The organism is Streptomyces triculaminicus, assembly GCF_017349075.1.
GTDB lineage: Bacteria > Actinomycetota > Actinomycetes > Streptomycetales > Streptomycetaceae > Streptomyces > Streptomyces triculaminicus.
The window spans coordinates 914198-936003 of the sequence record NZ_JAFMOF010000002.1; the positions used below are offsets into that span (position 1 = coordinate 914198).

Annotated in this window: 20 protein-coding genes and 1 pseudogene; 12 read left to right on the forward strand and 9 right to left on the reverse strand. The window is 74.4% G+C overall.

Going from position 1 to position 21806, the window contains the following annotated elements; genetic code table 11:
- Nucleotides 1-13 precede the first annotated feature (13 nt).
- Genes J1792_RS34040 through J1792_RS14140 form a run of 3 tightly spaced genes read right to left on the reverse strand, consistent with a single transcriptional unit; the run spans nt 14 to nt 686 of the window.
- Nucleotides 14-139, reverse strand: coding sequence for a DUF6126 family protein (locus J1792_RS34040; RefSeq protein WP_242645906.1), 126 nt, complete (start codon nt 137-139; stop codon nt 14-16).
- Entirely contained in the window at nt 136-483 is a 348-nt protein-coding gene (locus J1792_RS14135) for an ArsR/SmtB family transcription factor (protein WP_086575328.1), read from the reverse strand. The genes J1792_RS34040 and J1792_RS14135 overlap by 4 nt, the downstream gene beginning before the upstream one ends.
- 5 nt (nt 484-488) lie before the next feature.
- Nucleotides 489-686 (reverse strand): hypothetical protein, encoded by a 198-nt coding sequence (locus tag J1792_RS14140; protein WP_207247362.1) that lies wholly within the window; start codon nt 684-686, stop codon nt 489-491.
- 616 nt (nt 687-1302) lie between these two features.
- Between J1792_RS14140 and J1792_RS14145 the strand changes: the two genes are divergently transcribed.
- Together J1792_RS14145 and glxA are read left to right on the forward strand one after the other, a co-directional pair.
- Nucleotides 1303-2940 (forward strand): glycosyltransferase, encoded by a 1638-nt coding sequence (locus J1792_RS14145; protein WP_278186262.1) that lies wholly within the window; start codon nt 1303-1305, stop codon nt 2938-2940.
- A 63-nt stretch (nt 2941-3003) separates the two neighbouring features.
- A pseudogene (glxA, locus tag J1792_RS14150) lies at nt 3004-4951 on the forward strand (radical copper oxidase GlxA).
- 23 nt (nt 4952-4974) lie between these two features.
- On the opposite strand, the gene J1792_RS14155 reads toward glxA, so the two are convergent.
- Entirely contained in the window at nt 4975-6093 is a 1119-nt protein-coding gene (locus tag J1792_RS14155; RefSeq protein ID WP_207247363.1) for a glycoside hydrolase family 6 protein, read from the reverse strand.
- 108 nt (nt 6094-6201) lie between these two features.
- Nucleotides 6202-7266 (reverse strand): ATP-dependent DNA ligase, encoded by a 1065-nt coding sequence (locus tag J1792_RS14160; RefSeq protein WP_207247364.1) that lies wholly within the window; start codon nt 7264-7266, stop codon nt 6202-6204.
- Nucleotides 7267-7355: 89 nt separating this feature from the next.
- Between J1792_RS14160 and ligD the strand changes: the two genes are divergently transcribed.
- Together ligD and J1792_RS14170 are read left to right on the forward strand one after the other, a co-directional pair.
- The gene (ligD, locus tag J1792_RS14165; protein WP_207247365.1) at nt 7356-8405 is read left to right on the forward strand and encodes a non-homologous end-joining DNA ligase; all 1050 of its coding nucleotides are present in this window, start codon (nt 7356-7358) and stop codon (nt 8403-8405) included.
- A 180-nt stretch (nt 8406-8585) separates the two neighbouring features.
- Nucleotides 8586-8984, forward strand: coding sequence for an SH3 domain-containing protein (locus J1792_RS14170; RefSeq protein WP_179198714.1), 399 nt, complete (start codon nt 8586-8588; stop codon nt 8982-8984).
- 109 nt (nt 8985-9093) lie between these two features.
- Here the strand turns inward: J1792_RS14170 and J1792_RS14175 are convergent, their stop codons facing one another.
- Entirely contained in the window at nt 9094-10278 is a 1185-nt protein-coding gene (locus J1792_RS14175) for a CapA family protein (RefSeq protein WP_242645907.1), read from the reverse strand.
- 1038 nt (nt 10279-11316) lie between these two features.
- Here J1792_RS14175 and J1792_RS14180 point away from each other — a divergent pair.
- The gene (locus J1792_RS14180) at nt 11317-11676 is read left to right on the forward strand and encodes a hypothetical protein (protein ID WP_207247844.1); all 360 of its coding nucleotides are present in this window, start codon (nt 11317-11319) and stop codon (nt 11674-11676) included.
- Nucleotides 11677-11701: 25 nt separating this feature from the next.
- Here J1792_RS14180 and J1792_RS14185 read toward each other — a convergent pair whose 3' ends face one another.
- Nucleotides 11702-12691 carry a DUF6528 family protein gene (locus tag J1792_RS14185; protein ID WP_307842983.1) on the reverse strand — a complete coding sequence of 330 codons (990 nt, stop codon included), beginning with the start codon at nt 12689-12691 and terminating at the stop codon, nt 11702-11704.
- Between the two features lie 238 nt (nt 12692-12929).
- Between J1792_RS14185 and J1792_RS14190 the strand changes: the two genes are divergently transcribed.
- Together J1792_RS14190 and J1792_RS14195 are read left to right on the forward strand one after the other, a co-directional pair.
- Nucleotides 12930-14147, forward strand: a complete 1218-nt coding sequence (locus tag J1792_RS14190; RefSeq protein WP_086574743.1) for a cytochrome P450 — start codon at nt 12930-12932, stop codon at nt 14145-14147.
- 43 nt (nt 14148-14190) lie between these two features.
- Complete coding sequence (locus J1792_RS14195) at nt 14191-14754, forward strand: cupin domain-containing protein (protein WP_207247366.1); 564 nt, start codon at nt 14191-14193, stop codon at nt 14752-14754.
- Here the strand turns inward: J1792_RS14195 and J1792_RS14200 are convergent.
- Nucleotides 14699-15142, reverse strand: coding sequence for a nuclear transport factor 2 family protein (locus J1792_RS14200; protein ID WP_207247367.1), 444 nt, complete (start codon nt 15140-15142; stop codon nt 14699-14701). The two genes, J1792_RS14195 and J1792_RS14200, sit on opposite strands and share 56 nt — an antisense overlap.
- Before the next feature lie 102 nt (nt 15143-15244).
- Here J1792_RS14200 and J1792_RS14205 point away from each other — a divergent pair, with 102 nt between their 5' ends.
- From J1792_RS14205 to J1792_RS14225, 5 genes are all read left to right on the forward strand, one after another.
- A complete protein-coding gene (locus J1792_RS14205) occupies nt 15245-15808 on the forward strand; it encodes a TetR/AcrR family transcriptional regulator (RefSeq protein WP_207247368.1) in 564 nt (187 codons plus the stop codon).
- Nucleotides 15809-15889: 81 nt separating this feature from the next.
- On the forward strand, nt 15890-16819 hold the full coding sequence (locus J1792_RS14210) for a serine/threonine dehydratase (protein ID WP_207247802.1): 930 nt from the start codon (nt 15890-15892) through the stop codon (nt 16817-16819).
- Nucleotides 16820-16940: 121 nt separating this feature from the next.
- On the forward strand, nt 16941-17453 hold the full coding sequence (locus tag J1792_RS14215) for a hypothetical protein (RefSeq protein WP_207247369.1): 513 nt from the start codon (nt 16941-16943) through the stop codon (nt 17451-17453).
- A gap of 367 nt (nt 17454-17820) precedes the next feature.
- Nucleotides 17821-19347, forward strand: a complete 1527-nt coding sequence (locus J1792_RS14220; protein WP_242645909.1) for a GMC oxidoreductase — start codon at nt 17821-17823, stop codon at nt 19345-19347.
- Nucleotides 19344-20480, forward strand: a complete 1137-nt coding sequence (locus tag J1792_RS14225) for a ferritin-like domain-containing protein (protein WP_207247370.1) — start codon at nt 19344-19346, stop codon at nt 20478-20480. The genes J1792_RS14220 and J1792_RS14225 overlap by 4 nt, the downstream gene beginning before the upstream one ends.
- Before the next feature lie 45 nt (nt 20481-20525).
- On the opposite strand, the gene J1792_RS14230 is transcribed toward J1792_RS14225, so the two are convergent.
- Nucleotides 20526-21749, reverse strand: coding sequence for a DUF6777 domain-containing protein (locus J1792_RS14230; protein ID WP_207247371.1), 1224 nt, complete (start codon nt 21747-21749; stop codon nt 20526-20528).
- Between the last annotated feature and the right edge of the window lie 57 nt (nt 21750-21806).

Sequence of the window (21806 nt, forward strand, 5' to 3'; positions counted from 1 at the left end):
CCGCCCCTCCGGCCTACTTCGCGTGCGCGCCGATGTAGAAGAGCAGCCAGATGAAGCCGGCCAGGACGTGGCCGAAGACCACGTAGATGAGCACCCGCCAGCCGACGGCCTTCTCGGCGTACTTCTCGTTGTCGGTCATCGGTTCTCGGCTCCGCTCCGGTCGCCCCGCAGCTCCGTCAGGAGCTCCTCCTGGCCGGTCAGTACGTCGGTCAGCAGGCGCCGGGCGGCCCCGAGCAGCTCCGTCACGTCGCCGCCGGCCAGGGCGTAGACGACGGTGGTGCCCTCGCGGGTGGCGGTGACGATGCCGGAGCGGCGCAGGACGGCGAGCTGCTGCGAGAGGCTGGACGGCTCGATGCCGATCGCGGTGAGGAGGTCGCGCACCGGCATCGGCCCGTCCTGGAGCAGCTCCAGGACCCGGATGCGCACCGGGTGCCCGAGCATCCGGAAGAACTCGGCCTTCGCCTGGTAGAGCGGCACCCGCACCCCGATCAACTCCTGCCCTGCCCGTCGTCCTCGTCCGTCGCCGCGTCCGTCACCACTCCGTGGGCGAGGGCCAGCCGGAGGGCGTCCTCGAGCTCGTCCTCCGCGACGGCCGCCGCGTAGGCGTCCCCGGCTGCCCGGGCCTCCGCCAGCGCGGCCCGGGCGGCGCGCACTCGTTCCCGCATCGCTTCGGCGAACGCACTCACGGTGTCCCCCTGCGTCGATCGTCGGCTGCCCGCACATCTGGTGAATTGAAGAATTCTGCAAGTCTAGGGCAGCATCGCCCGGCCGTGGACCGCGTGGGTGAGCCGTCGTGCCTTTCGGGTGTGTTTGTCGCATGATCGTAGGTCCATTTTGTTAACTTTTCACCGCTTGTCCCGTGTCCTTGTGCGGCTGGGGGTGTGTGGTGGCGATTTCGGCGAGTGGAGCCCGGCTGGTGACGGCCCGTGAATGCCCTGACTCCGCCGTGCCCGGCGAGCGGACCCTTGGCCTCCAGCCCGCCGCGGGCCCCCGGGCACCCCGCCGGCCCAGGCCCCCGCCGGCGGCAGAACGGGCTCCGGAGGCGGACCCGGCGGCCCCGGACCCGGCGGGCCCGGAGAGCCGGGGTCGGGCGGGACGGGCAGGAACGGGCCGGGCTCCGGCGGCCGGGGCGGCTCGGGCGGCCCGGACCTGGCCGAGCCGACCGGCAGCGGCGGCCCCACCGGCTACGACTACGCGGGCTTCAGCCGCCTGGCCGGGGAACTGACCGAGCCGCCCCCCGGCGTCTACAAGGTCGCCTACCGGCGACTGCTGAGCCGCGGCCCCGGCGGCGGGGCAGGGGTGATGCTCCTGGTCGCGGCCGCCCCCCTGGTCTCCGTGGCGCTCCTGGTCTGGCTGGTCTCGCCCGACCACTGGCTCTACCGCCCCTATGTGAGCGACTGGGAGCGCGGCGCCGACTCCGTGATGCTGGTCTCCATCGCCCTGATCGAGCTGTTCCGCGTCGTCAACGTCGTCTCCAACGCGCACGCCACCTGGGTGGCCAGGGATCCGGTGCCGGTACGCGCCCAGCCCGGCACCCGGGTGGCGTTCCTGACCAGCTTCGTCCCCGGCAAGGAGCCGCTGTCCATGGTGCGGGCCACGCTCGAGGGCGCGGTGCGCATCGAGCACCGCGGCCACCTGGACGTCTGGCTGCTGGACGAGGGCGACGACCCCGAGGTCAGGCGGCTGTGCGAGGGCCTGGGCGTACGCCACTTCTCCCGCAAGGACGTGGCGCGCTGGAACCAGCCCTCCGGCTGCTTCCGGGCCCGCACCAAACACGGCAACTACAACGCCTGGCTGGACGCCCACGGCGACGCCTACGACTTCATGGCCTGCGTCGACACCGACCATGTGCCGCTGTCCAACTTCCTCGAGCGCATGCTGGGCTACTTCCGCGACCCGGACGTGGCCTTCGTCGTCGGCCCCCAGGTCTACGGCAACTACACCACGGCCGTCACCAAGGCCGCCGAGAGCCAGCAGTTCCTCTTCCACGCCCTCATCCAGCGCGCCGGGAACGCCTACGGCTCACCCATGTTCGTCGGCACCAGCAACTGCGTCCGCATCAGCGTGCTGCGCCAGATCGGCGGCCTGTTCGACTCGATCACCGAGGACATGGCCACCGGCCTGGAGATCCACCGGCGGCGCAACCCCGCCACCGGCCGGCGCTGGAAGTCGGTCTACACCCCGGACGTGCTCGCGGTGGGGGAGGGGCCGTCGTCGTGGACGGACTTCTTCTCGCAGCAGCTGCGCTGGTCGCGCGGTACGTACGAGACGCTGCTGCGCCAGTTCTGGCGGGCGGTGTGGACGCTGCCGCCCGGACGGCTGCTCAACTACGCCTTCATGGTCGCCTATTACCCGATGGCCGCGCTCAACTGGATGCTGGGGTCCCTGACCTGCGCGCTGTTCCTGGGCCTGGGAGCCTCCGGCATCGCCGTGGAGTCGTCGCTGTGGCTGATGCTCTACTGCGACGCGGCCGCGCTGCAGGTGGGGCTGTACGTATGGAACCGGCGGCACAACGTCAGCCCCCACGAGCCGGCCGGCTCCTCGGGAGCCGCGGGCATGGTGATGTCCGCGCTCTCCGCCCCGCTGTACGCGCGCTCGCTCGGCGAGGCGCTGCTGCGGCGGCGCTCACGGTTCGTCGTCACCCCCAAGGGTGACTCGGCCAGCCCCGACCAGGTGGCGACCTTCCGCACCCACCTGGTGTGGGCGGCGGTGTTCGCGCTCTCGCTCGCCGCGTCCTGGGCGTTCGGCCACGCCCACACGGCGATGCGGATCTGGGCCGCCCTGGCCCTGGTCACCGCCCTCGGACCGGTGGCGGTGTGGCAGGGCGGCCTGTGGCGCGACCGCCGGCCCGCGGCCGCCGCCCCGGGGCCGCCGGTCCTCGCCGCCGAGCCGGAGGCGGCCGGCCCCTCGCGGACCGTGGGCCAGCGGCGTCCGATGTGAGCGGCGCCCCGCCCGGCCGGGGGCGAACGTCAGTACTCGTGTGATCGAGGGGATGTGAGTGCGGTGAGGTATCTGCCGAACCCGAGCCCGAAGGCGCGCAAGGCGGCCCTGAGCACCGGCTGCGTCCTGGCACTGCTCGCGGCCAACGGGCCGGCCGCCACCGGCTTCGCGGAACGCGCCTGGCACGAGTACGCCGTCAACCAGCCCGCGTACAAGGCCGGCTACGGCCACTGGGACGTCGTCGACGTCCCCGCGAGGTTCCGCGTCAACGCCATCCACGCCGCCCTGCTGCGCACCGGCAAGGTGCTGCTGATCGCGGGATCGGGCAACGACGAGAAGAACTTCAGGGCCGGCACCTTCCGCAGCGTGCTGTGGGATCCGGTGCGCAACACCTTCAAGACCGTCCCGACGCCCAAGGACATGTTCTGCGCCGGGCACGCCCAGCTCCCCGACGGCCGGCTGCTGGTGGCGGGCGGCACCGCCCGCTACGAGAAGCTGACCGGCGACGTCGACCGGGCCGGCGGCGCGATGCTGGTGAAGAACGAGAACCCCGACGCCCCCCGGGCCTTCCCCGCCGGCACCGTCTTCACCGGCTCCACCGGCAAGCGCTACCGCTCCCAGGTGCCGGTCCTCGTGCCCCGCGCCACGAAGGAGGTCAGCGAGCACGGCAAGGGCAGGAAAAAGAAGAAGAAGGTCCGGGTCACCGCCTCCCAGGCCCGCGTCTACGTCGAGGCCGTCACCGCCGGCGAGAGCGGCATCACCCACACCGCCGACCAGTACCGCATCCAGGGGCTCAGGGGGAAGGACGGCCACGACCTGTACGGCCTCGCGGCCAAGCTGGGCCTGGACAAGAAGGACTTCCAGGGGCTGAAGGACGCCTACGAGTTCGACCCGATCGCCGAGCGCTACGTCCCCGTCGACCCCATGTCCGAGGCCCGCTGGTACCCCACCCTGGTCACCCTCGAGGACGGCCGCGTCCTGGCCGTCTCCGGCCTCGACGACATGGGCGAGATCATCCCCGGCAAGAACGAGATCTACGACCCCCGCACCCACCGCTGGTCCGCCGGGCCCAACCGCTACTTCCCCACCTACCCCGCCCTCTTCCTCACCGGCGGCGGCCGCCTCTTCTACTCCGGCTCCAACGCCGGCTACGGCCCCGCCGACAAGGGCCGCGCCCCGGGACTGTGGAACGTGGAGACCAACTCCTTCGTCCCCGTCCCCGGCCTGCCCCGGCAGGACATGACCGAGACCTCCGCCTCGGTGCTGCTGCCCCCGGCCCAGGACCGCAAGGTGATGCTCATGGGCGGCGGCGGGGTGGGGAGTCCCACGAGTCCACCCCCGCACCGCCATCGCCGACCTCGGCGTGCCCTCCCCGCGCTTCGCCCCCGGCCCCGACCTGCCCCAGGGCACCCGCTATCTCAACGCCGTGCTGACCCCCGACGACCGGGTCTTCACCACCGGCGGCTCGCGCGACTACCGCGGCAAGCGCGGCTCCGACATCCTGCGCGCCCAGTTCTACGACCCCGCGCGCCGCGCCTTCCGCACCGCCGCGGCCCCCACCGTCGGCCGCGACTACCACACCGAGGCCCTGCTGCTGCCCGACGGGCGGATCGCGGTGTTCGGCTCCAACCCGCTGTTCGCCGACAAGGACGACACCCGCATGGGCGTCTTCGAGCAGCGCATCGAGGTCTACACCCCGCCCTACCTCTACCGCGACCGCCGGCCCGCGCTGCCCTCCGCCCCGCGCGAGGCCGAGCGGGGCGGGGTCGTACGCCTGCCCGGGACCGACCCCCGGCAGAAGGTCACCGCCCGGCTGATGCGCCCGAGCGCGGTCACCCACGCCACGGACGTCGAACAGCGCTCCATCGCCCTGACCGTCGGCGTCCGCGACGGCGCGCTCACCGTCACGGTCCCGGAGGACCCCTCGCTGGTGCCCGCCGGCTGGTACATGCTCTTCCTCACGGACCGGGCGGGAACGCCGTCGCGGGCCGCGTGGGTGCACGTGCGGTGAGACGCGCCGGCCGCCCGGGCGCCTCAGCCCGGCGGCGGGGGCGGTGGCGGAGGGGGAGGCGGTGGTGGAGGCAGTGGTGGCAGCGGTGGGGCGGGCGTGGGCGCCTCGGGCCGGGGCCTGAGGAGGGGCTGTCCGCCGGCCAGCCCCAGGGCGTACTCCGGCCACCAGCTGCCCGCCGGGGGAGCTCCCCGGCAGGAGCCGTCCGACTCGCCGGGACGCTTGACCCACACGAAGGCGTCGACACGGGCGTCGCCCGTCGCCGTGGTGGGCGGCGTGCCCAGCGCCCGGCCCGGCGGATTGCACCACGACTCGTCGTCGCCGCTGCCGGGCGGGGGCGGCGGCAGCGGGCCGTTGCCGTTGCGGCTGGTGTCGATGATGTAGTGGGCGCCGTCCAGCCGCCCGGACAGCTCGTCGCCGTAGGCGCGGGTGACCTGTGTGGTGTGGAAGTTGGAGACGTTCAGCGCGAACCCGTCGGCCTCGCCGACGCCGGCCCTGCGCAACGCCTCGGCCAGCAGCCCCTGGTCGGAGATCCAGCCGGCGTTCCCGGCGTCGATGTACACCGACGCGCCCCGCCGGGCCTTGAAGGCGCGGACCGCGTGGGCCAGCAGCTCCAGGCGCTCCTGCTTCGCCTCCTGCGGCAGGCAGGTCGCCCACTGGGCGATGGCGTCGGGCTCGAGCACCACCCACGCCCGGTGTTCGCCGATCCCGTCGGCGGCGCGCGCCACCCAGTCCCGGTAGGCGGCCGCGTCCCGCGCTCCGCCGGAGGAGTACTGGCCGCAGTCGCGGTGCGGGATGTTGTAGGCCACCAGCACGGGAATGCGGCCCGCGCGCTCCGCCTCCTCCGTCACGCGCGCGACCTCCGCGCGCGGGTCGTCGCCGGGCATCCACACCGCCGTCGGCTGCTCGGCGATGCGCCGCATGACCGCCGCGTCCTCCTCGCGGCCCCGTTCCTGCCAGACCAGCGACTGCTTGGCGGCGCGGGGGGTGGGCTCGGTCCAGAACGGCGAGTCGGGACCGCCGCCGGCCCCGGCGGCGGCCGAGGGGGCGGCGCCGGCCGCCACGCACGCGGCGCTCGCGCAGGCCAGTGCGACGGCCCGGCCGCGCACACCGGCCAGACGAGGGGTCGTACGCGCGCGTGGCATGAGCGGCACTTCTTCCTGCCGGTCCCGGTGGTCATACCAGCTTGAAATATGCCGAACCGTCGGCCGGGGATTTCGCGCGCCGCGCGGGGCGTCGTTGCTCCGGACGACTCAACCCGTGCCCAGCACGTCCGCCAGGTCGTACCCGACCGGCTCCTCCAGCTGCGCGTACGTGCACTGCCGCGGCTCCCGGTCCGGGCGCCAGCGGCGGAACTGGGCGGTGTGCCGGAAACGGTCGCCCTGCATGTGGTCGTAGGCGACCTCGAGCACCCGCTCCGGGCGCAGCGCGACCCACGACAGGTCCTTCTTGCCGGTCCAGCGGCTGGGGCCGCCCGGCAGCCGGCCGGCCGCCTGCGCCTCCGCGCTGGCCCACTCCTGCCACGGATGCCCCGTCACGTCCGGCATCCGCAGCGGCTCCAGCTCCGCCATCAGCTCCTGGCGGCGGCGCATGGGGAACGAGGCGCACACCCCCACGTGCTGCAGCCGTCCGGCGTCGTCGTACAGCCCCAGCAGCAGCGAGCCGACCACGGGCCCGCTCTTGTGCGGCCGCAGGCCGGCCAGCACGCAGTCGGCGGTGCGCTCGTGCTTGACCTTCACCATGACCCGCTCGCCCGGCCGGTAGGGCATTTCGGGCGGCTTGGCGATCACTCCGTCCAGGCCCGCGCCCTCGAACTGCTCGAACCACCCCTGGGCCTCGGCGAGGTCGTCGGTGACGGGGGCGACGAAGACGGGGTCGCGCACGCCGCGCAGGGCCTCGTCCAGCAGGTCCCGGCGCTCGTGCTGGGGCCGGGCCAGCAGCGACTCGTCGCCGAGGGCGAGCAGGTCGAAGGCGATCAGACTGGCCGGCGTCACCCCGGCCAGGTGGCGCACCCGGGAGTCGGCCGGGTGGATCCGCTCCAGCAGGGCGTCGAAGTCCAGGCGGGCGCCGCGCACGATGACGATCTCGCCGTCCAGCACGCAGCGTTCGGGCAGCTGTTCCAGCAGGGCGGCCACGAGCTCGGGGAAGTAGCGGGTGAGCGGCTTGCCCGTGCGGCTGCCGAGCTCGATCTCGTCGCCGTCGCGGAAGACGATCGCCCGGAAGCCGTCCCACTTGGCCTCGTACCGCATGCCGGGCGGAATCTTCGCCGCCGGCTTGGCGAGCATGGGCTGCAGGGGCGGCATCACCGGAAGGTCCATGGTCCGGATTGTGCGGGCGGTGCGGGCCCGCGCACCCGGCCCGCGCCGCCGACAGGCGCCGTCCGCCCGGGCGGCCTAGCGTGACACCCATGGCAGAGGCGCTGGAGCTCACCGTCGGCGAGCGCACGGTAAGGCTGTCCCACCCGGACAAGGTCTACTTCCCCCTGCGCGGGTTCACCAAGTACGACCTGGCCCGCTACTACCTGAGCGTCGGCGACGGCGTCCTGCGCGCCCTGCGCGACCGGCCCACGACGCTGGAGCGCTATCCCAACGGGGTCGAGGGCGAGTCGTTCTTCCAGAAGCGGGCGCCCAAGAACCTCCCCGAGTGGATCCCCACCGGCCGCATCGCCTTCCCCAGCGGGCGGTACGCCGACGAGATCTGCCCCTCCGAGACCGCGGCCGTGCTGTGGGCGGTGAACCTGGGGTGCCTGACGTTCCACCCCTGGCCGGTGCGGCGCGAGGACACCGACCACCCCGACGAGCTGCGCATCGACCTCGACCCGCAGCCGGGCACGGACTACGCCGACGCGGTGCGGGCCGCGCTCGAGCTGCGGGACGTCCTGGAGGGGCTCGGGCTGACCGGCTGGCCCAAGACCTCCGGCGGGCGCGGCCTGCACGTGTTCGTGCCCATCCGGCCGGACTGGACCTTCGTGCAGGTGCGCCGCTCCGCCATCGCGGTTGCCCGCGAGCTGGAGCGCCGGGCGCCGGAGCGGATCACCACCGCGTGGTGGAAGGAGCAGCGCGGCGAGAAGATCTTCGTCGACTACAACCAGACCGCCCGGGACCGCACCATCGCCAGCGCCTACTCCGTGCGCCCCCGCCCCCACGCGCCCGTCTCGGCGCCGCTGCGCTGGGAGGAGCTGGCCGACGCCGTGCCCGAGGACTTCGACCTGGCGACCATGCCCGCCCGCTTCGCCGAGGTCGGCGACCTGCACGCGGACATGGACGCCCGCCCCGGCACCCTGGAGGCGGCGCTCGACCTGGCCGCCCGCGACGAGCGCGAGCACGGCCTGGGCGACCTGCCCTACCCGCCGGAGCACCCCAAGATGAAGGGCGAGCCCAAGCGCGTCCAGCCCAGCAGGGCGAAGAAGACCGGAGGCAAGGCTGACGGCAAGTCCGAGGGCCGGACCGAAGGCTGACGCCCCCTTGGACCCGCCCCGGATCCGCGCCGCCCCCACCGAAGCGTCCGTACGCACCCCGCGCCTCGCGTACGGGCGCTTCGTTGTGCCATCCGGGTCTTCATCTTGATTTGTGTTTATGGCGACATTTCAGGTGGAACTCGGACAATGCGTGACCCACTTCGCATCGAGGGAGTTCCCATGTTCAGTACGCTCGCCGTCCGTTGCAGGAAGGCCTCGGCCGCTGTGCTGGCGGTGGCCGCGCTCGGCGGATCGCTGCTCGCCGTCGCCCCGGCCCAGGCCCTTCCGCCCGTCCGGCCCTACGGTGCGGTCGTCGCCTCCTCGGGCATCAACGAGCGCGTCTTCCCCACCACCGACTCCGCCGTCAAGGGTGTGCTCAAGTTCCACACCCAGATCGCGCTGCGCTGCAAGGCCAGGGCGCAGGACGTCTCCGGCAACGCCCTGTGGTACCTGCTGAAGGAGCGCAACACCTGGGTCTCGGCTCGCTATGTCGACAGCACCGGGGAGGTCCCGCTCTGCAGGACCCTCACCCGCAGCGTGCTGGACGAGAGCGCCGAGTCCCGCCGGGCCATGGGCTGAGGCCGCCGAGGGGGCCGCGGTGCGGCACTCGGGCGGCCCGGACGGGGCCGGGCCGCCCGAGTGCGACGAAGGCGCCCGGGTGCGGTGAAGGCGCTCGGCCGGCTCTCGCTCAGCCGGCCATGACCAGGCCGTCCCGGGCGGCGCCCCGGGAGAGCGCGGCCCGGCGGATCTGCTCCCGGGCCTCGGCGAGGTCCGCCCGGCCCGGCTCCATGACGACCGCCCGGCCCAGGTCCAGCACCCTGAACGGCCCCCGCAGATCCGTGAGCTGGGGCAGGAACTCCGCCCTCGTCACCCGCCAGCGCTGCCCCGCGCGGGCGGGCGGGGCGAAGGTGAAGCGGGCGATGGAGCTCTGGTTGCCCCGGCCGTCCTGAGCACCCTCGGGGTTGTACATCTCGCCCGCGAGCTGGTCGCCCATGCCGTAGACCACCCAGGTGCCGTTGACCTTCTCGTACGCCTGCGGCACGTGGTTGTGCGTGCCGAGGATCAGGTCGACGTCGGGGCGGCCTCCGGTGGTGGCGGCCGTCAGGCGCCGGGCCAGCGTCAGCTGCTGCTCGTCCGGCTCCTGCTGCCACTCGGTGCCCCAGTGCAGGCTCACCGCCACGACGTCCGCCCCGGCCTTGCGGGCGGCCCGCGCGTCGGCGAGGATCCGGTCCGCGTCGATGAGGTTGACCGTCCATGGGCGGCCCTCGGGGAGGGGGATGCCGTTGGTGGCGTAGGTGTAGGAGAGCTGGGCGACCTTCGCCGGGCCGGCCCGCAGCAGGTTCACCCGCGTCCCCTCGGCGGCGGAGCGCGCCGACCCCGTGTGCCGCAGGCCGGCCGCGTCCATCGCGTCGAGGGTGCGCCGTACGCCCGTACTTCCCGCGTCCAGCGTGTGGTTGGAGGCCGTCGAGCACGAGTCGTACCCTGTCTCCCGCAGCGCAAGGGCCACGTGCGGCGGGGAGACGAACGCCGGGTAGCCGCTGAAGGGCCCCTGCTCGTCGCCGTAGACCGTCTCCATGTGACAGATCGCCACGTCGGCGGCGGAGACGACCGGCTGGACCCCGGCGAGCATCGGCCGGAAGTCGTAGCCCGTACCGGACCTGCGGCCGTCCTCCCGCGCCTGCCGGATGACCGAGTCGTGGGGGAGTACGTCCCCCGTGGCCACCAGCGTGAAGCCGGCGGGCTCCGCCCTGCCCGCCGCCGGGGCCGCCCGCCGCTGCCGTTGCTGCTCGCCGGGCGGGGCGCAGCCCGCCCCCGCGAGGGCCAGTACGCCCAGTGCCGCCACCGCCATGGCCGTGCCCGTGTGTTTCCGCATCGTCCGGACTCCCGCTTCTCCGCCGAAAAAACGCACGCCTTATATGACTTATATGTGCGTGCATGTCGGATTTCGCGGAGAGGGGGGCCGGAAGTGGTGGAGAAAGCCGTCCGCCATCCGGTGACCGGCGCCTAGAGTTGCGTCACGTCACAGGCACTCGTACGGCCGGAAGGAAGAGCGCGTTGGACCACGCGATGCATGGCTGCGTCCTGCTGCTGGACGGCACCCCCGACCGGCGGCGGGGCGCTCTGCCCAACCCCACCGCGCACGCCATCGCCGGTGCGGGCCCGCGTGGTTTCCTCGCCGCCGCCTCGGCCGACGTGGTGCAGCTGCCCGCCATGGCCGGGCCGCAGAGCGTGCTGGCCTACCTGCGGGACGCCGTCCAGGTGCCCGGACCGCTGCTGATGTGGGTCACCGGCCATCTGATGGTCCCCGCCCGCCGCAGCACCGAGATCCACCTGGCGCTGCGCGAGAGTACCGGCGCCACCGTCCGCTACACCGGCCTGCCCTGGGAATGGCTCACCCGCACCCTGCGCGAGCACGCCGGCCCCACCCTGCTGCTCGTCGACGCCGAGGCCGACGCCCACGCCTGGCCGCACGTGGCCGCCGCCGCCCATGACGGACGGCTGGCCGCGGGCCTCGCGCTCGCCGGAGTGGTCACCCCCGCTCCCGACAAGCCGTCACTCGAGGCCGGCCCCTACACCCGGGCCTTCCTCACCGCGCTGACCGCCGGTCACCCCGCCGCCGGCCCCACCCTCGACCCCGGCCCGCTGCACCACCTCGCCCTCTCCCAGGCCGCACTGCCCGAAGGCACCCTCCCCCCCCTGTCCGGCGCCACCGGCCCCGTCCTCGCCAACCGCGCCGCCCCGCCGGCCGCCGCGCCGGCCCCGCGCCGCCCGCCGCGCCGCCCGCGCCCCGGATCGTCGCGGAGCGGCCCGCGCCCCCGGCGCCCGAGCCGCCCCCGCAGGAGGAGGCGACGGCCCCCTGCCCCGCATCCTGGCCGCCGCCCACGCCGGCCGGCACAACGAGGCGGCCGCCATGGCCGCCGCGTGGGAGCAGCAGACCCTGCGCCGCCACGGCCCGCGCAGCCCCGAGGCCGGGCTGTGGGTGGAGGTGCGCGCCGACCTCGCCCGGCTCGCAGGCGACCACCCGCGCGCCGCCGAACTGTGGATGTCGGCCGCCGCCCACCGCCTGGAGCACGGCGGAGCGTCCGACGCCGAGGCCCTCGCGGCGCTCCGCCGCGCCCACTACTGCTGGCAGCACAGCGGGGAACGGGCGCACGGCCTGGCCCCCGCGCTCCTCGCGCTGTGGGAGCGCGTGCCCGACGGCGCCGAGGCCGCGGCGGCCGTCCGCGCCCGCCTCCAGGAGGCGCCGCCGACGGTCCCGGGGCCGCGCTAGGCGTGTCCGACGGGCCGGCACGGGACTAGCCGCCGCGGTCCGCGCTCCACCAGCGGGCCTTGTACATCCCGCCGCGCAACAGCGTCCGCGTGCCGTCGGGCTGATAGAGCACCAGCGTGGTGGTGCACCACGCGCAGGCGTGCCCCGGCTCCGGGCGGCTGACCAGCACCCGGCCGGTGTCCGGGTCGTCGCCGACGCTCTTGACGTCCGGACCGTCGATCCGGGACCGCAGCGGGTAGGCCACGAAGGCCTCCTCGACGGTCGAGTACTGGTACACCGCCGAACGCGTCGTCACCCACAGCCGCCCCGGCGTGCTCAGCACCGGGGCCAGGTCGTGGCCACCGCGCGTGGGCAGCTCCACCCGCCGGTCCACCGACAGCTCGGGGTCGCCCGGCGTGCCGCCCACCCGCAGCGCGACCAGCTGACGACTGCCCAGCGCCCACAGCAGCCGCGTGCGCGGATCCCAGTGCACCCCGTGCGCCCCGGCCAGGGCCGCCTGGGCGTGCCGGGTGGCCCGCGGTCCGGCCGAGGCCGCGTACAGCCGCACGTAGCCGCCTGTGCTCGCCGCCACCGCCACGTTGCCGTCGGGCAGCAGCTCGATGCTGTGCGCGTTGCCCTCGCCGGTGTCCGCCGCCCAGTACACCTCGCGGTCCGGGTAGCCGACGACCGCGGCCAGTCCGCCGGAGGCGGCGGTCAGCAGATAGCGCCTGCCGTCCAGCCGGCGGAGCTTGACCTCGCTCGGGTTCGTCCACGTCGTCGCCGGATCCAGGTCCTCCAGGGACTGCCGCCCGTCGGCGCTCCACGACCACAGCACGCCCCGGTCGTCGCTCTCGGCGTCCCATTCCCGCCGGTCCGAGTCCAGTACGTACACCGACCGCGTCGCCTGGTCCGCCGCCACGATCGGGGTGCCCGCCGCCGCACCCGCCCGGCCGCGGCCCTTGGCCCCGGCCGTCGCGCCCGGGACGGCGGCCGCCAGCGACACCGCCAGCAGGGCGGCGATCCACAGCCGTCTCACCGCGTCACCCCCGGCCGTCGTGTGCTCCCCTTGCCCATGCGGAGCAGCATCGGCCGCGCGCCGCCGGGCGCGGCGGTGCCACGCCCGGCACTCAGCCACACGGCCCAGCGCCGGTCCGACCATCCCAGCAGTGCGCCGGACGGGTGGTTTTCCCGGTTCGCCCCGATGCGCGGGCGTGTTTGCGGGGAGGGTGAGTGGCAGCGACAGCCGTGCTCCCGACTGGGTGGGTGGACAACCGATGACGACGACCGAATCCGTGGCGGACGAGTTCCCCGTACGCTTCTGGAACGTCGAGGACCTGCGAGGGCTCGATTTCGACCCCTTCATGGCCCAGCAGCTGCACGAGGAACCCGTCTCGCGGGTCAAGCTGCCCAACGGCGAGGGCCACGCCTGGTTCGTGACCCGCTACGAGGACGTCAAGTTCGTCACCTCCGACCCCCGCTTCAGCCGGCAGGCCGTCGTCGGACGCCCCATCACCCGGCTCGCCCCGCACTTCATCCCGCTCGACGAGGCGGTGGGCTTCGCCGACCCGCCCGAGCACACCCGGCTGCGCAAGGCCGTCGCGAAGGCCTTCACCGCCCGCAGCCTCGAGCGGCTGCGCCCCGGCGCCCAGCGCGCCGCGAACGCGCTGCTGGACGAGATGGAGGACGAGGGCCCGCCCGCGGACCTGATGCGGCACCTGCACGGCCCGCTGCCGCTGGCCGTGATCAGCGACCTGATGGGCGTCCCCCAGGAGGACCGGCCGCGGATGGCCGAGTGGACGAACATCCAGCTGTCCGCCGCCTACGGCCGCGAGGCCAGCGAAAAGGCCAAGAGCGGCATGGCGTCCTACTTCACCGAGCTGCTGCGCTCGCGCCTGGAGGAGCCCCGCGACGACCTGGCCGGCGACCTGGCCGAGGCGACGCGGGAGGGCGACCTCAGCACCGAGGAGGCCGTCGCGATCGCGCTCCTCATCCAGGCGAGCGCCGCCCACGCCGTGCGCAACAACAGCGCCAACATGGTCTACGCCCTGCTCACCCACCCCGACCACCTGGCCCGGCTGCGCGCCGAACCCGCCCTGCTGCCCCAGGCGATCGAGGAGCTCCTGCGCTACATCCCGCACCGCAACGCCGTCGGCCTGGCCCGCGTCGCCACCGAGGACGTCGAGGTGGCGGGCGTGCGGATCCGCGCGGGCGAGGTGGTGCACTCCTCCTACCTCACCGCCAACCGCGACCCCGCCGTCTTCGACCACCCCGACGAGCTCGACTTCGACCGCGAGCACATCGCGCACCTGTCCTTCGGCCACGGACCGCACTTCTGCCTGGGCTCGATGCTGGCCCGGCTGGAGTCCGAGATCATCCTGTCCTCGCTGATCGCGCGCTTCCCGAAGCTGCGCCTGGCGGAGCCCCTGGCGGACATCCGCTGGCAGCGCAGCGCGCTCATCCGGGGCCCGGAGAACCTGCCCGTCACCTGGTGACCGCCGTCCGGCCACGTCCCGGCCGCACCGAAAGGCCCGCACCATGACGCTCATCACCGCCCCCGACGGACTGGTCGTGCCCCCCGGGGAGGGACGGACCCTGGCCACCGCCGCCCAGCAGGTGACGTTCAAGGTCACCGGCGAGCACTCCCGGGCGGCCTCGAGCTTCGAGGTCCTCGTCCCGCCGGGGTTCGACGTCGGGGCCCATCTGCACACCCGCAGCGAGGAGCTGTTCTACGTCCTCGAGGGCGAGCTCGACGTCCTGGCCTTCGAGCCACGCGTGCGCACCCGCGACAACTGGCGGGAGTGGGAGTCCGCGACGGGGCGGCGGAGCGTGCGGGCACGCCCCGGCACGATCATCGTCGTGCCGCCGGGCTGCCCGCACGCCTTCGCCAACGCGACGTCCGAACCGGTGCGGATGTTCTTCCAGGCGTCACCGCCCCCGGACCACGAGCGCTACTTCGAGGAGCTCTTCGAGATCCTCAACTCCGGCCCCCAGGTGGACCACGAGGCGGTCGCCGAGCTGCGCAAGCGCTACGACATCGAGCAGCTCACCCCGCTGACGATGCATCCGGTCCCGGCGTCAGACGCCGCTCCCGGGGCGTGATGGCCAGGTCGTTGATGCTGGCGTAGCGCCGGCGCATCAGGCCGTCGGGGGCGAACTCCCAGTTCTCGTTGCCGTGGCTGCGGTACCACTGCCCCGCCGCGTCGTGCCACTCGTACTCGAAGCGCACGGCGATGCGGTCGTCGGTGTGCGCCCACAGCTCCTTGCGCAGGCGGTAGTCGAGCTCGCGCTCCCACTTCTCGCGGAGGAAGGCCACGATCTGCTGGCGGCCGGTCAGGAACACGTCGCGGTTGCGCCACTGGCTGTCCTCGGTGTAGCCGAGGGCGACCCGCTCGGGGTCGCGGCTGTTCCAGGCGTCCTCGGCGGCCCTGACCTTGAGCAGGGCGGTCTCGGTGGTGAACGGCGGGAACGGCGGCCTGCTGTCGGACATGACTCTCCCCTGGTCCGTACGACGCGGAGAACGATCGTTCTCCGTGATGTGCGGTAGCGTAGGAGAACGATGGTTCTCGTGCAAGGGGAAGGCGGGTCGGGCATGACGGAGGCGCCGGCGGGGGAGGACGCCGAGGGCCGCGTCCTCGACGCGGCCGAGGAACTCTTCTACGCCCACGGCCTGCAGGCCGTGGGCATGGACGCCCTGCGCACGGCCTCGGGCGTCTCCCTCAAGCGCCTCTACCGGCTCTTCCCGTCCAAGGAGGTCCTGGTCGAGGCCTATCTGCGGCGCCGCGACGAACGCTGGCGCGCGGAGCTGGCCGCGTACGCCGGCGCCAGGCCCGCCGGCCGGGAGCGGCTGCTCGCGGTCTTCGACTGGCTCGGGACCTGGTTCGCCGAACCGGGCTTCCGCGGCTGCGCGTTCGTCAACTCCTTCGGCGAGCTGGGCGCCTCCTCGCCGGGCGTGGCCGCCGCGGCCCGCGCGCACAAGGACGCCTTCCGGCGCTACCTGGCCGGCCTGGTCGCCGAGACGGGCGCGCCCGCGCACCTGACGGACCATCTGCTGCTGCTCGCCGAGGGTGCCATCACCACGGCGGCCCTGTCGGGCGCCGCCGCCCCGGCCCACCAGGCCCGCCAGGCGGCGCTGGTGCTGCTGGACGCCGCCTAGCCGCCGCATGGGCGGTGCCCGGAACGGGAAGGTCTCGTCCCGAAAAGGATCTTGCAGCGTATGCAGCGTAAGGAGCCCTCCGTGCACCGCCTCACCTACGACGACGTCGAGCGGGCCGCCGGTCGCGTCGCCGGCCACGTCCGGCCGGTCATCGTCGGCCGGGCCGGCCCGAACCTGTGGCTGGCGCTGGAACACATGCAGCACACCGGCTCCTTCAAGGCCCGCGGCGCCCACAACTTCCTCGCCGCCCACCGCGAGGCCGGCACCCTGCCCGAGGCCGGCGTGACCATCGCCTCCGGCGGCAACGCCGGACTGGCCTGCGCCTGGGCCGCCCGCCAGGAGGGCATGCCGGCCACCGTCTTCCTGCCCGAGAACGTCCCGCACGTCAAGGTCGCGGGACTGCGCGGCTACGGCGCCGACGTCCGCCTGGTGGGCACCGAGTACGCGCAGACGCTCGCCGCCTGCGAGGAGTTCGCCGCCACGACCGGCGCCCTGGCCAGCCACGCCTACGACCACCCGCTCATCGCGGCCGGCGCGGGCACCCTCGTCGACGAGATCCGCGCGACGGTCCCCGGCCTGGACACCGTCGTCGTCGCGGTCGGCGGCGGCGGGCTCCTCGCGGGCGTCGCCGCCGCCACCCGCCACCACGGCCTGCGCACCGTCGCCGTCGAACCCGTCGACTGCCGCGCCCTGAGCGCAGCGCTCGAGGCCGGTCGCGTCGTCGACGTCGAGGTGGACTCCGTCGCCTCCGACGCGCTCGGCGCCCGCCGGGTGTCCCGGGACGCGCTGGCCGCGGCCCAGGGCGACGGCGTGCGCTGCGTGCTCGTCCCCGACGCCGAGATCGTCCGCGCCCGCCAGGCGCTGTGGGACGACCGGCGGCTCGCCGTCGAACACGCCGGTGCCACCGCGCTCGCCGCGCTCGGCACCGCCTACGTCCCGGCCGACGGCGAGCGGCTCGCGGTGGTGGTCTGCGGCGCCAACACCGACCCGAGCGACCTCGTACGGCGTTAGTCCCCCAGGCGCACGGCCGGCGGGGCGATACCCCTGAAGGTGAAGGGCTTTCGCGGCCCTTCACTCAAAGGGGACTCTCCGCTAGAAATGGGGGCAGTCGCAGACACGGGGGGTACCGGACATGAACGGCCGCCACGCAGTGCCCGCACCCGATCCCGGACCCGGGGCGGCGCCCCCGGACCACGCCGGGTTCGTCGCCGTCTCCGTACGCCTCACCGGCTTCGACGAGTTCGACCTGCGCGGCACCGGCCTGGTCCGGCTCTACCACGACACCACCGTCGAGCAGGTGGGCCGCCCCGCCGTGGGCCGCTTCCTCGCCGACCTGGACGCGGCCGGCGGCGACCCCGACGGCATCACCGACGAGACCTCGCGCGACATCGCCCGGGCCATCACCCACCTGTGGTACCTGGGCGTCTGGCCGCAACTCGCCCCCTCCACGCACGCCGCGCTGCGCCGCGAGCAGGCCAACACCGCGTTCGTGGCCTCGCCCGAGGCGTACACCGAGGGCCTGGTCTGGCGGACCTTCCACGGCCACCCGCCGGGCGCCAAGCCGCCCGGCCACGGCACCTGGGCCACCCCGCCGCCCGGCGCCCCCGTCCGGCCCGCCGCCCGGCGCCGGGAGGGAGCCGCGTGAGCGCCGCCCCCGCCGAGCGGGACGGGCGCCGCCACGACGTCATCGTCGTCGGCGCCGGAATGGCCGGCCCCTCCTCGCCGGGCAACTGTCCGACCAGGGCTGGCGCGTCCTCGTCCTGGAGGCCGGCACCCGCACCCTGGACACCTGGCCCGGCTACCTCGACGCCCTGGACACTTACTACGCCGCCCTGGCCAAGGTCCCCAACGCGCCCTACCGCCCCAACGCCGCCGCCCCCTCCCCGAGCGTCCTCGACCTCGAGGGCCTGCCCGCCGGCGGCTACCGCGCCCACGGCTACTTCGTCCAGAACGGCGCCCTGCCCTACTCCAGCGACTACCTGCGCGCCACCGGCGGCACCGCCCTGCACTGGATGGGCATCGTGCCGCGCATGCACCCCGAGGACTTCGCGGTCCACCGGCGGTACGGATACGGCCGCGACTGGCCCCTCGGCTACGACGACCTCGAGCCCCACTACCGCGCCGCCGAACGGGCCCTGGGCGTGGCGGGCGACGCCGACGAACAGCGCGAGGGGGCCGGCCTGCCGTTCCCGCCCGGCTACGCCTACCCCATGCGCCCCATCCCCCGCAGCTACCTCGACGCCGTGCTCGCCCACCGGCTCGACGGAGCCGTGGTCCGCGAGCGGCCCGACGGCCCGGACAACGTCCTGCGCGTCGTCGCCACCCCCACGCCCGCAACGCCACCCCCGACCCCGCTACGACGGCGGCCGCGGCCACCGCCCGCCGGGGCGGCGGGCCTGCCCAACTACGGCGAGCGCTGCGTCGGCAACGCCTCCTGCGTGCCCATCTGTCCCGTACAGGCCAAGTACAACCCCCTCAAGACGCAGGCCACCTGGAGCCCCCGCGTCACCCTCGTCGACAGGGCCGTCGTCAGCCGGGTGCTCACCGCCGGCGACGGCCGCGTCCGCGGCGTCGAGTACCAGCACTACGACGACCCCGCGAGCCCCGCGCACACCACCCGTACCGCCGAGGCGGACGTCGTCGTCCTCGCCGCCCACGCCATCGAGAACGCCAGGCTGCTGCTCGTCTCCCGGCTCGCCGAGAGCAGCGGACAGGTCGGCCGCAACCTCATGGACCACCCCATGCTGCTCGCCTGGGGACTGATGGACCAGCCCGTCGGGCCCTTCCGCGGGCCCGGGTCCACCTCCGGCCTGGAGAGCTTCCGCACCGGCCCCGCCCGGGGCGACCGCGCCCCCTTCCGCATCGAGATCGGCAACTGGGGCTGGAGCTGGCCCACCGGCTCCCCGGGCAGTGATGTGGCCCGACTGCTGGGCATCGACGGCGACCCGGGTCGGCCGCGCGGCAGGGGAGTGTTCGGGACCAGGCTGCGCGAGAGCCTGGGCCGGGACCTCGGCCGCCAGTTCACCCTGCAGTTCGCCTTCGAGCAGGGGGCCGAGAGCCGCAACCGCGTCACCGTCGACCCCTCCCACCGCGACCGGCTCGGCAACATGCGGCCCGTGCTCACCTACGACCTGTCCGAGCACGTCAAGCGCGGCATGGCCGCCGCCAGGTCCGTCTCCGGCCAGATCTTCCGGCTGCTCGGCGCCGAGGACCGCACCCGCTACGCCCCCGGCCCCCTGGCACCCGGCTGGTTCCGCCACGACGGCCACGACTTCGTCTTCAACGGCGCCGGCCACGGCGGCGGCACCCACATCATGGGCACCTCGCCCCGCACCTCCGTGGTCGACCAGTGGCAGCGCTGCTGGGACCACCCCAACCTCTACGCCGTCGGCTGCGGCAGCATGCCCTCGATGGGCACCTCCAACCCGTCGCTCACCATGGCCGCCCTCGCCCTGCGCAGCGGCGAACGCATCCACCGCGACCTGCGCGAGCTGCACCGGCCGGCGACCGTCGGCCGGCGGCGGGAAGGACGGCCGTGACCGCCACGACCAGGCCCCACGTCCTGCGCGAACCGCCGTTCCGGATCCCGGCCGACCGCGCCGACCTGCACCGCTTCCTGCGCGCCGCGCTCGCGCTGGAACACCTGACCGTCCCGCCCTACCTGACGGCGATGTACACGCTGCGCCCCGGCACCAACCGGCCCGCCTTCTACGCCGTCCGGGCCGTCGTGCTCGAGGAGATGCTGCACATGGCGCTCGTCGCCAACCTCCTCAACGCGGTCGGCGGCCGGGTGCTGACGGCCGACCCTCGCTTCGTCACCGGCTACCCCGCCCTGCTGCCCTACAGCCGGGACCGCATCACGGTGTCCCTGCGCCACTTCGGCGTCACGGCCCTGGAGACGTTCCTGCGCATCGAACAGCCCGAGTTCGTCAGCGGGCCGCCCGGCCACGCCCCGGCGCGCGAGGACCAGGGCTGGACGTCCATCGGCCAGTTCTACGGCACCATCCGCGAGGGCGTGCTGCGGCTGTCGGCCGAGCTGGGCGAGCGGCGGCTCTTCAGCGGCGACCCCGCCCTGCAGGTGGGCCCCGAGCACTTCTACAACTCCGGCGGCGAGATCTTCGCCGTCACGGACCTGGCCTCCGCGCTCAAGGCCCTGCAGGTGATCACCGAGCAGGGCGAGGGCGTGAGCATGTCCGTCTTCGACTCCGACGACCGGATCTTCGGCGAGGCCCGGGAGCCGGCGCACTACTTCCGCTTCAACGAGCTCCTGCAACAGCGCTCCTACGCGCCCCACGACACCCCGGCCGGCGGCCCCACCGGCCCCGCCGTCGACGTGACCTGGCACGACGTCCACCCCATCGACCCCGAGGCCAGGGTCGCCCACTACCCGCGCGGCAGCGCGGTGCGGCGGGCCGCCGAGGAGTTCAACGACGTGTACGCGCAGCTGCTGTGCGTCCTGGAGACCGCCTTCACGGGCGCGCCCCGGGCGCTCGGGGACGCGGCGCCGGTGATGCTGCGGATGCGGCTCCTCGCCGAGCGGCTGTACCGCAACCCTCACCCGGATCCCGCCAAGCGGGCCCGGGGGCTGTACGCCAGCGCCACCTACGAGGTGACGGAGCGGCACTTCGAGCGGGCCCGCCGGTTCGTCCCCCTGCGCCGGGCGGGCCGCTGACCTCCGGCCGGGCGGGCCGGAAGGCCGGCCCGGCGGCGGAGGCGGTCAGGTGTGGCCGGCGCCGGACGTCCCGGCCGGCGGTTCGGCGGGCGGTGCCACCGGCCGCTCCCGCGGTGACGTGGCCGGAGGCGCTGCGCTGCGCTCCACCGGAGCCGCCGCGGTGGTCCGGGCGGGCGGCGCGGCCGTCCTCTCCGGCGGAGCGGCCGCGGTCGTGTGCGCGGGCTGGGCGGGCGTCCTGTCCACCGGCGGCGGCACCGGAGTCCGTACCCCCGGCGTGTGCGGGGCGGTGGAGGCGCCGCCGCCCGTGGGCGTCCGGGGCGGCGGCAGCGAGGGAGTGGCCGTACGAGGCGGCGCCGAGGGCGCGGACGGCATGCCGGACGGCGGGCGGGACGTGCCGGACCCGCCGGACGACGGGGTGCCGGAAGGCGTGGGCTCCGTCGACGGCGAGGTGCCGTCGGAGGGCGATCCCGAGGGGCTCGGCGTCGGGGAGGCGGTCCCGCCCGGAGCCGTGGGCGGCTTGGGCGTCGGCACGGTCATGGGCTGGGAGTCCTTCGCGCCGTCCGTGCCCGCCGGGCGCTCGAAGCCCTTGTCCGGCTGCCGGGGGTCGACGAGCGTGATCTTCCGCATCGGCCCGTCGTCCTTGTCCCGGGGGACGACCACCGTGACCCGTACGTTCACGAAGCCCTCCCAGCGCGGGCCCTTGTACGTCGAGCCCTCGCGGTCGACGTTCCCCGGCTCCTTCAGCGGGTTGCCGCAGTTGCACTTGACCGCGGGCTGGCCGTACTCGTCGACCAGCACGGCGATGCCCGCCTGCAGGACGGAGAGGTACTCCACCGTCTTGCCGTCGCCCTGGTAGTTGTGGTTCCGCACGAGGGTGTCGCGCAGCAGCACCACCGACGTCAGGCTCTCGACGTGCTCCCGGAGCCTTTCGTAGACGATGCCCCGGGCCTCCGCCCACGCCCGCGCCTTGACCTCGTCACGCCCGAGCTCCGTCAGCAGCCGCGCCTTGTCGCACTGCGAGGCCTTGCGGGTGCCGCCGAACGCGCCTCGGGCATCGCCCTGCGTGGTGTCCCCGGCCTGGGGGACGGCCCTGACGCCGGAGAGGTCGACTCCGGGCGACTTCAGGAACGCGTTCTCGGCGATCACCCCGGTCGCCTCCAGGGCGATGTCCTTCACCGCCTTCGGCTCGTCCCCCTTCCCGCAGCCCACCACTCCCGCACCGGCGAGCAGTCCGGTGACCAGCAGCGCGACGACACGTATCCGTTGCACAGCGCACTCCCCCCATAGCCGATCTTCCGTTCCCGATGGATCCTGCTGTTCCCGCTG

Coding starts and splice junctions, on each gene's coding strand:
- J1792_RS14175 (WP_242645907.1), bottom strand. CDS start 10,278: ATGCGGAAACACACGGGCACGGCCATGGCGGTGGCGGCACTGGGCGTA.
- J1792_RS14195 (WP_207247366.1), top strand. CDS start 14,191: ATGACGCTCATCACCGCCCCCGACGGACTGGTCGTGCCCCCCGGGGAG.
- J1792_RS14145 (WP_278186262.1), top strand. CDS start 1,303: ATGCTCCTGGTCGCGGCCGCCCCCCTGGTCTCCGTGGCGCTCCTGGTC.
- J1792_RS14160 (WP_207247364.1), bottom strand. CDS start 7,266: ATGGACCTTCCGGTGATGCCGCCCCTGCAGCCCATGCTCGCCAAGCCG.
- ligD (WP_207247365.1), top strand. CDS start 7,356: ATGGCAGAGGCGCTGGAGCTCACCGTCGGCGAGCGCACGGTAAGGCTG.
- J1792_RS14205 (WP_207247368.1), top strand. CDS start 15,245: ATGACGGAGGCGCCGGCGGGGGAGGACGCCGAGGGCCGCGTCCTCGAC.
- J1792_RS14170 (WP_179198714.1), top strand. CDS start 8,586: ATGTTCAGTACGCTCGCCGTCCGTTGCAGGAAGGCCTCGGCCGCTGTG.
- J1792_RS14215 (WP_207247369.1), top strand. CDS start 16,941: ATGAACGGCCGCCACGCAGTGCCCGCACCCGATCCCGGACCCGGGGCG.
- J1792_RS14220 (WP_242645909.1), top strand. CDS start 17,821: ATGGGCATCGTGCCGCGCATGCACCCCGAGGACTTCGCGGTCCACCGG.
- J1792_RS34040 (WP_242645906.1), bottom strand. CDS start 139: ATGACCGACAACGAGAAGTACGCCGAGAAGGCCGTCGGCTGGCGGGTG.
- J1792_RS14180 (WP_207247844.1), top strand. CDS start 11,317: ATGGCCGCCGCGTGGGAGCAGCAGACCCTGCGCCGCCACGGCCCGCGC.
- J1792_RS14190 (WP_086574743.1), top strand. CDS start 12,930: ATGACGACGACCGAATCCGTGGCGGACGAGTTCCCCGTACGCTTCTGG.
- J1792_RS14200 (WP_207247367.1), bottom strand. CDS start 15,142: ATGTCCGACAGCAGGCCGCCGTTCCCGCCGTTCACCACCGAGACCGCC.
- J1792_RS14155 (WP_207247363.1), bottom strand. CDS start 6,093: ATGCCACGCGCGCGTACGACCCCTCGTCTGGCCGGTGTGCGCGGCCGG.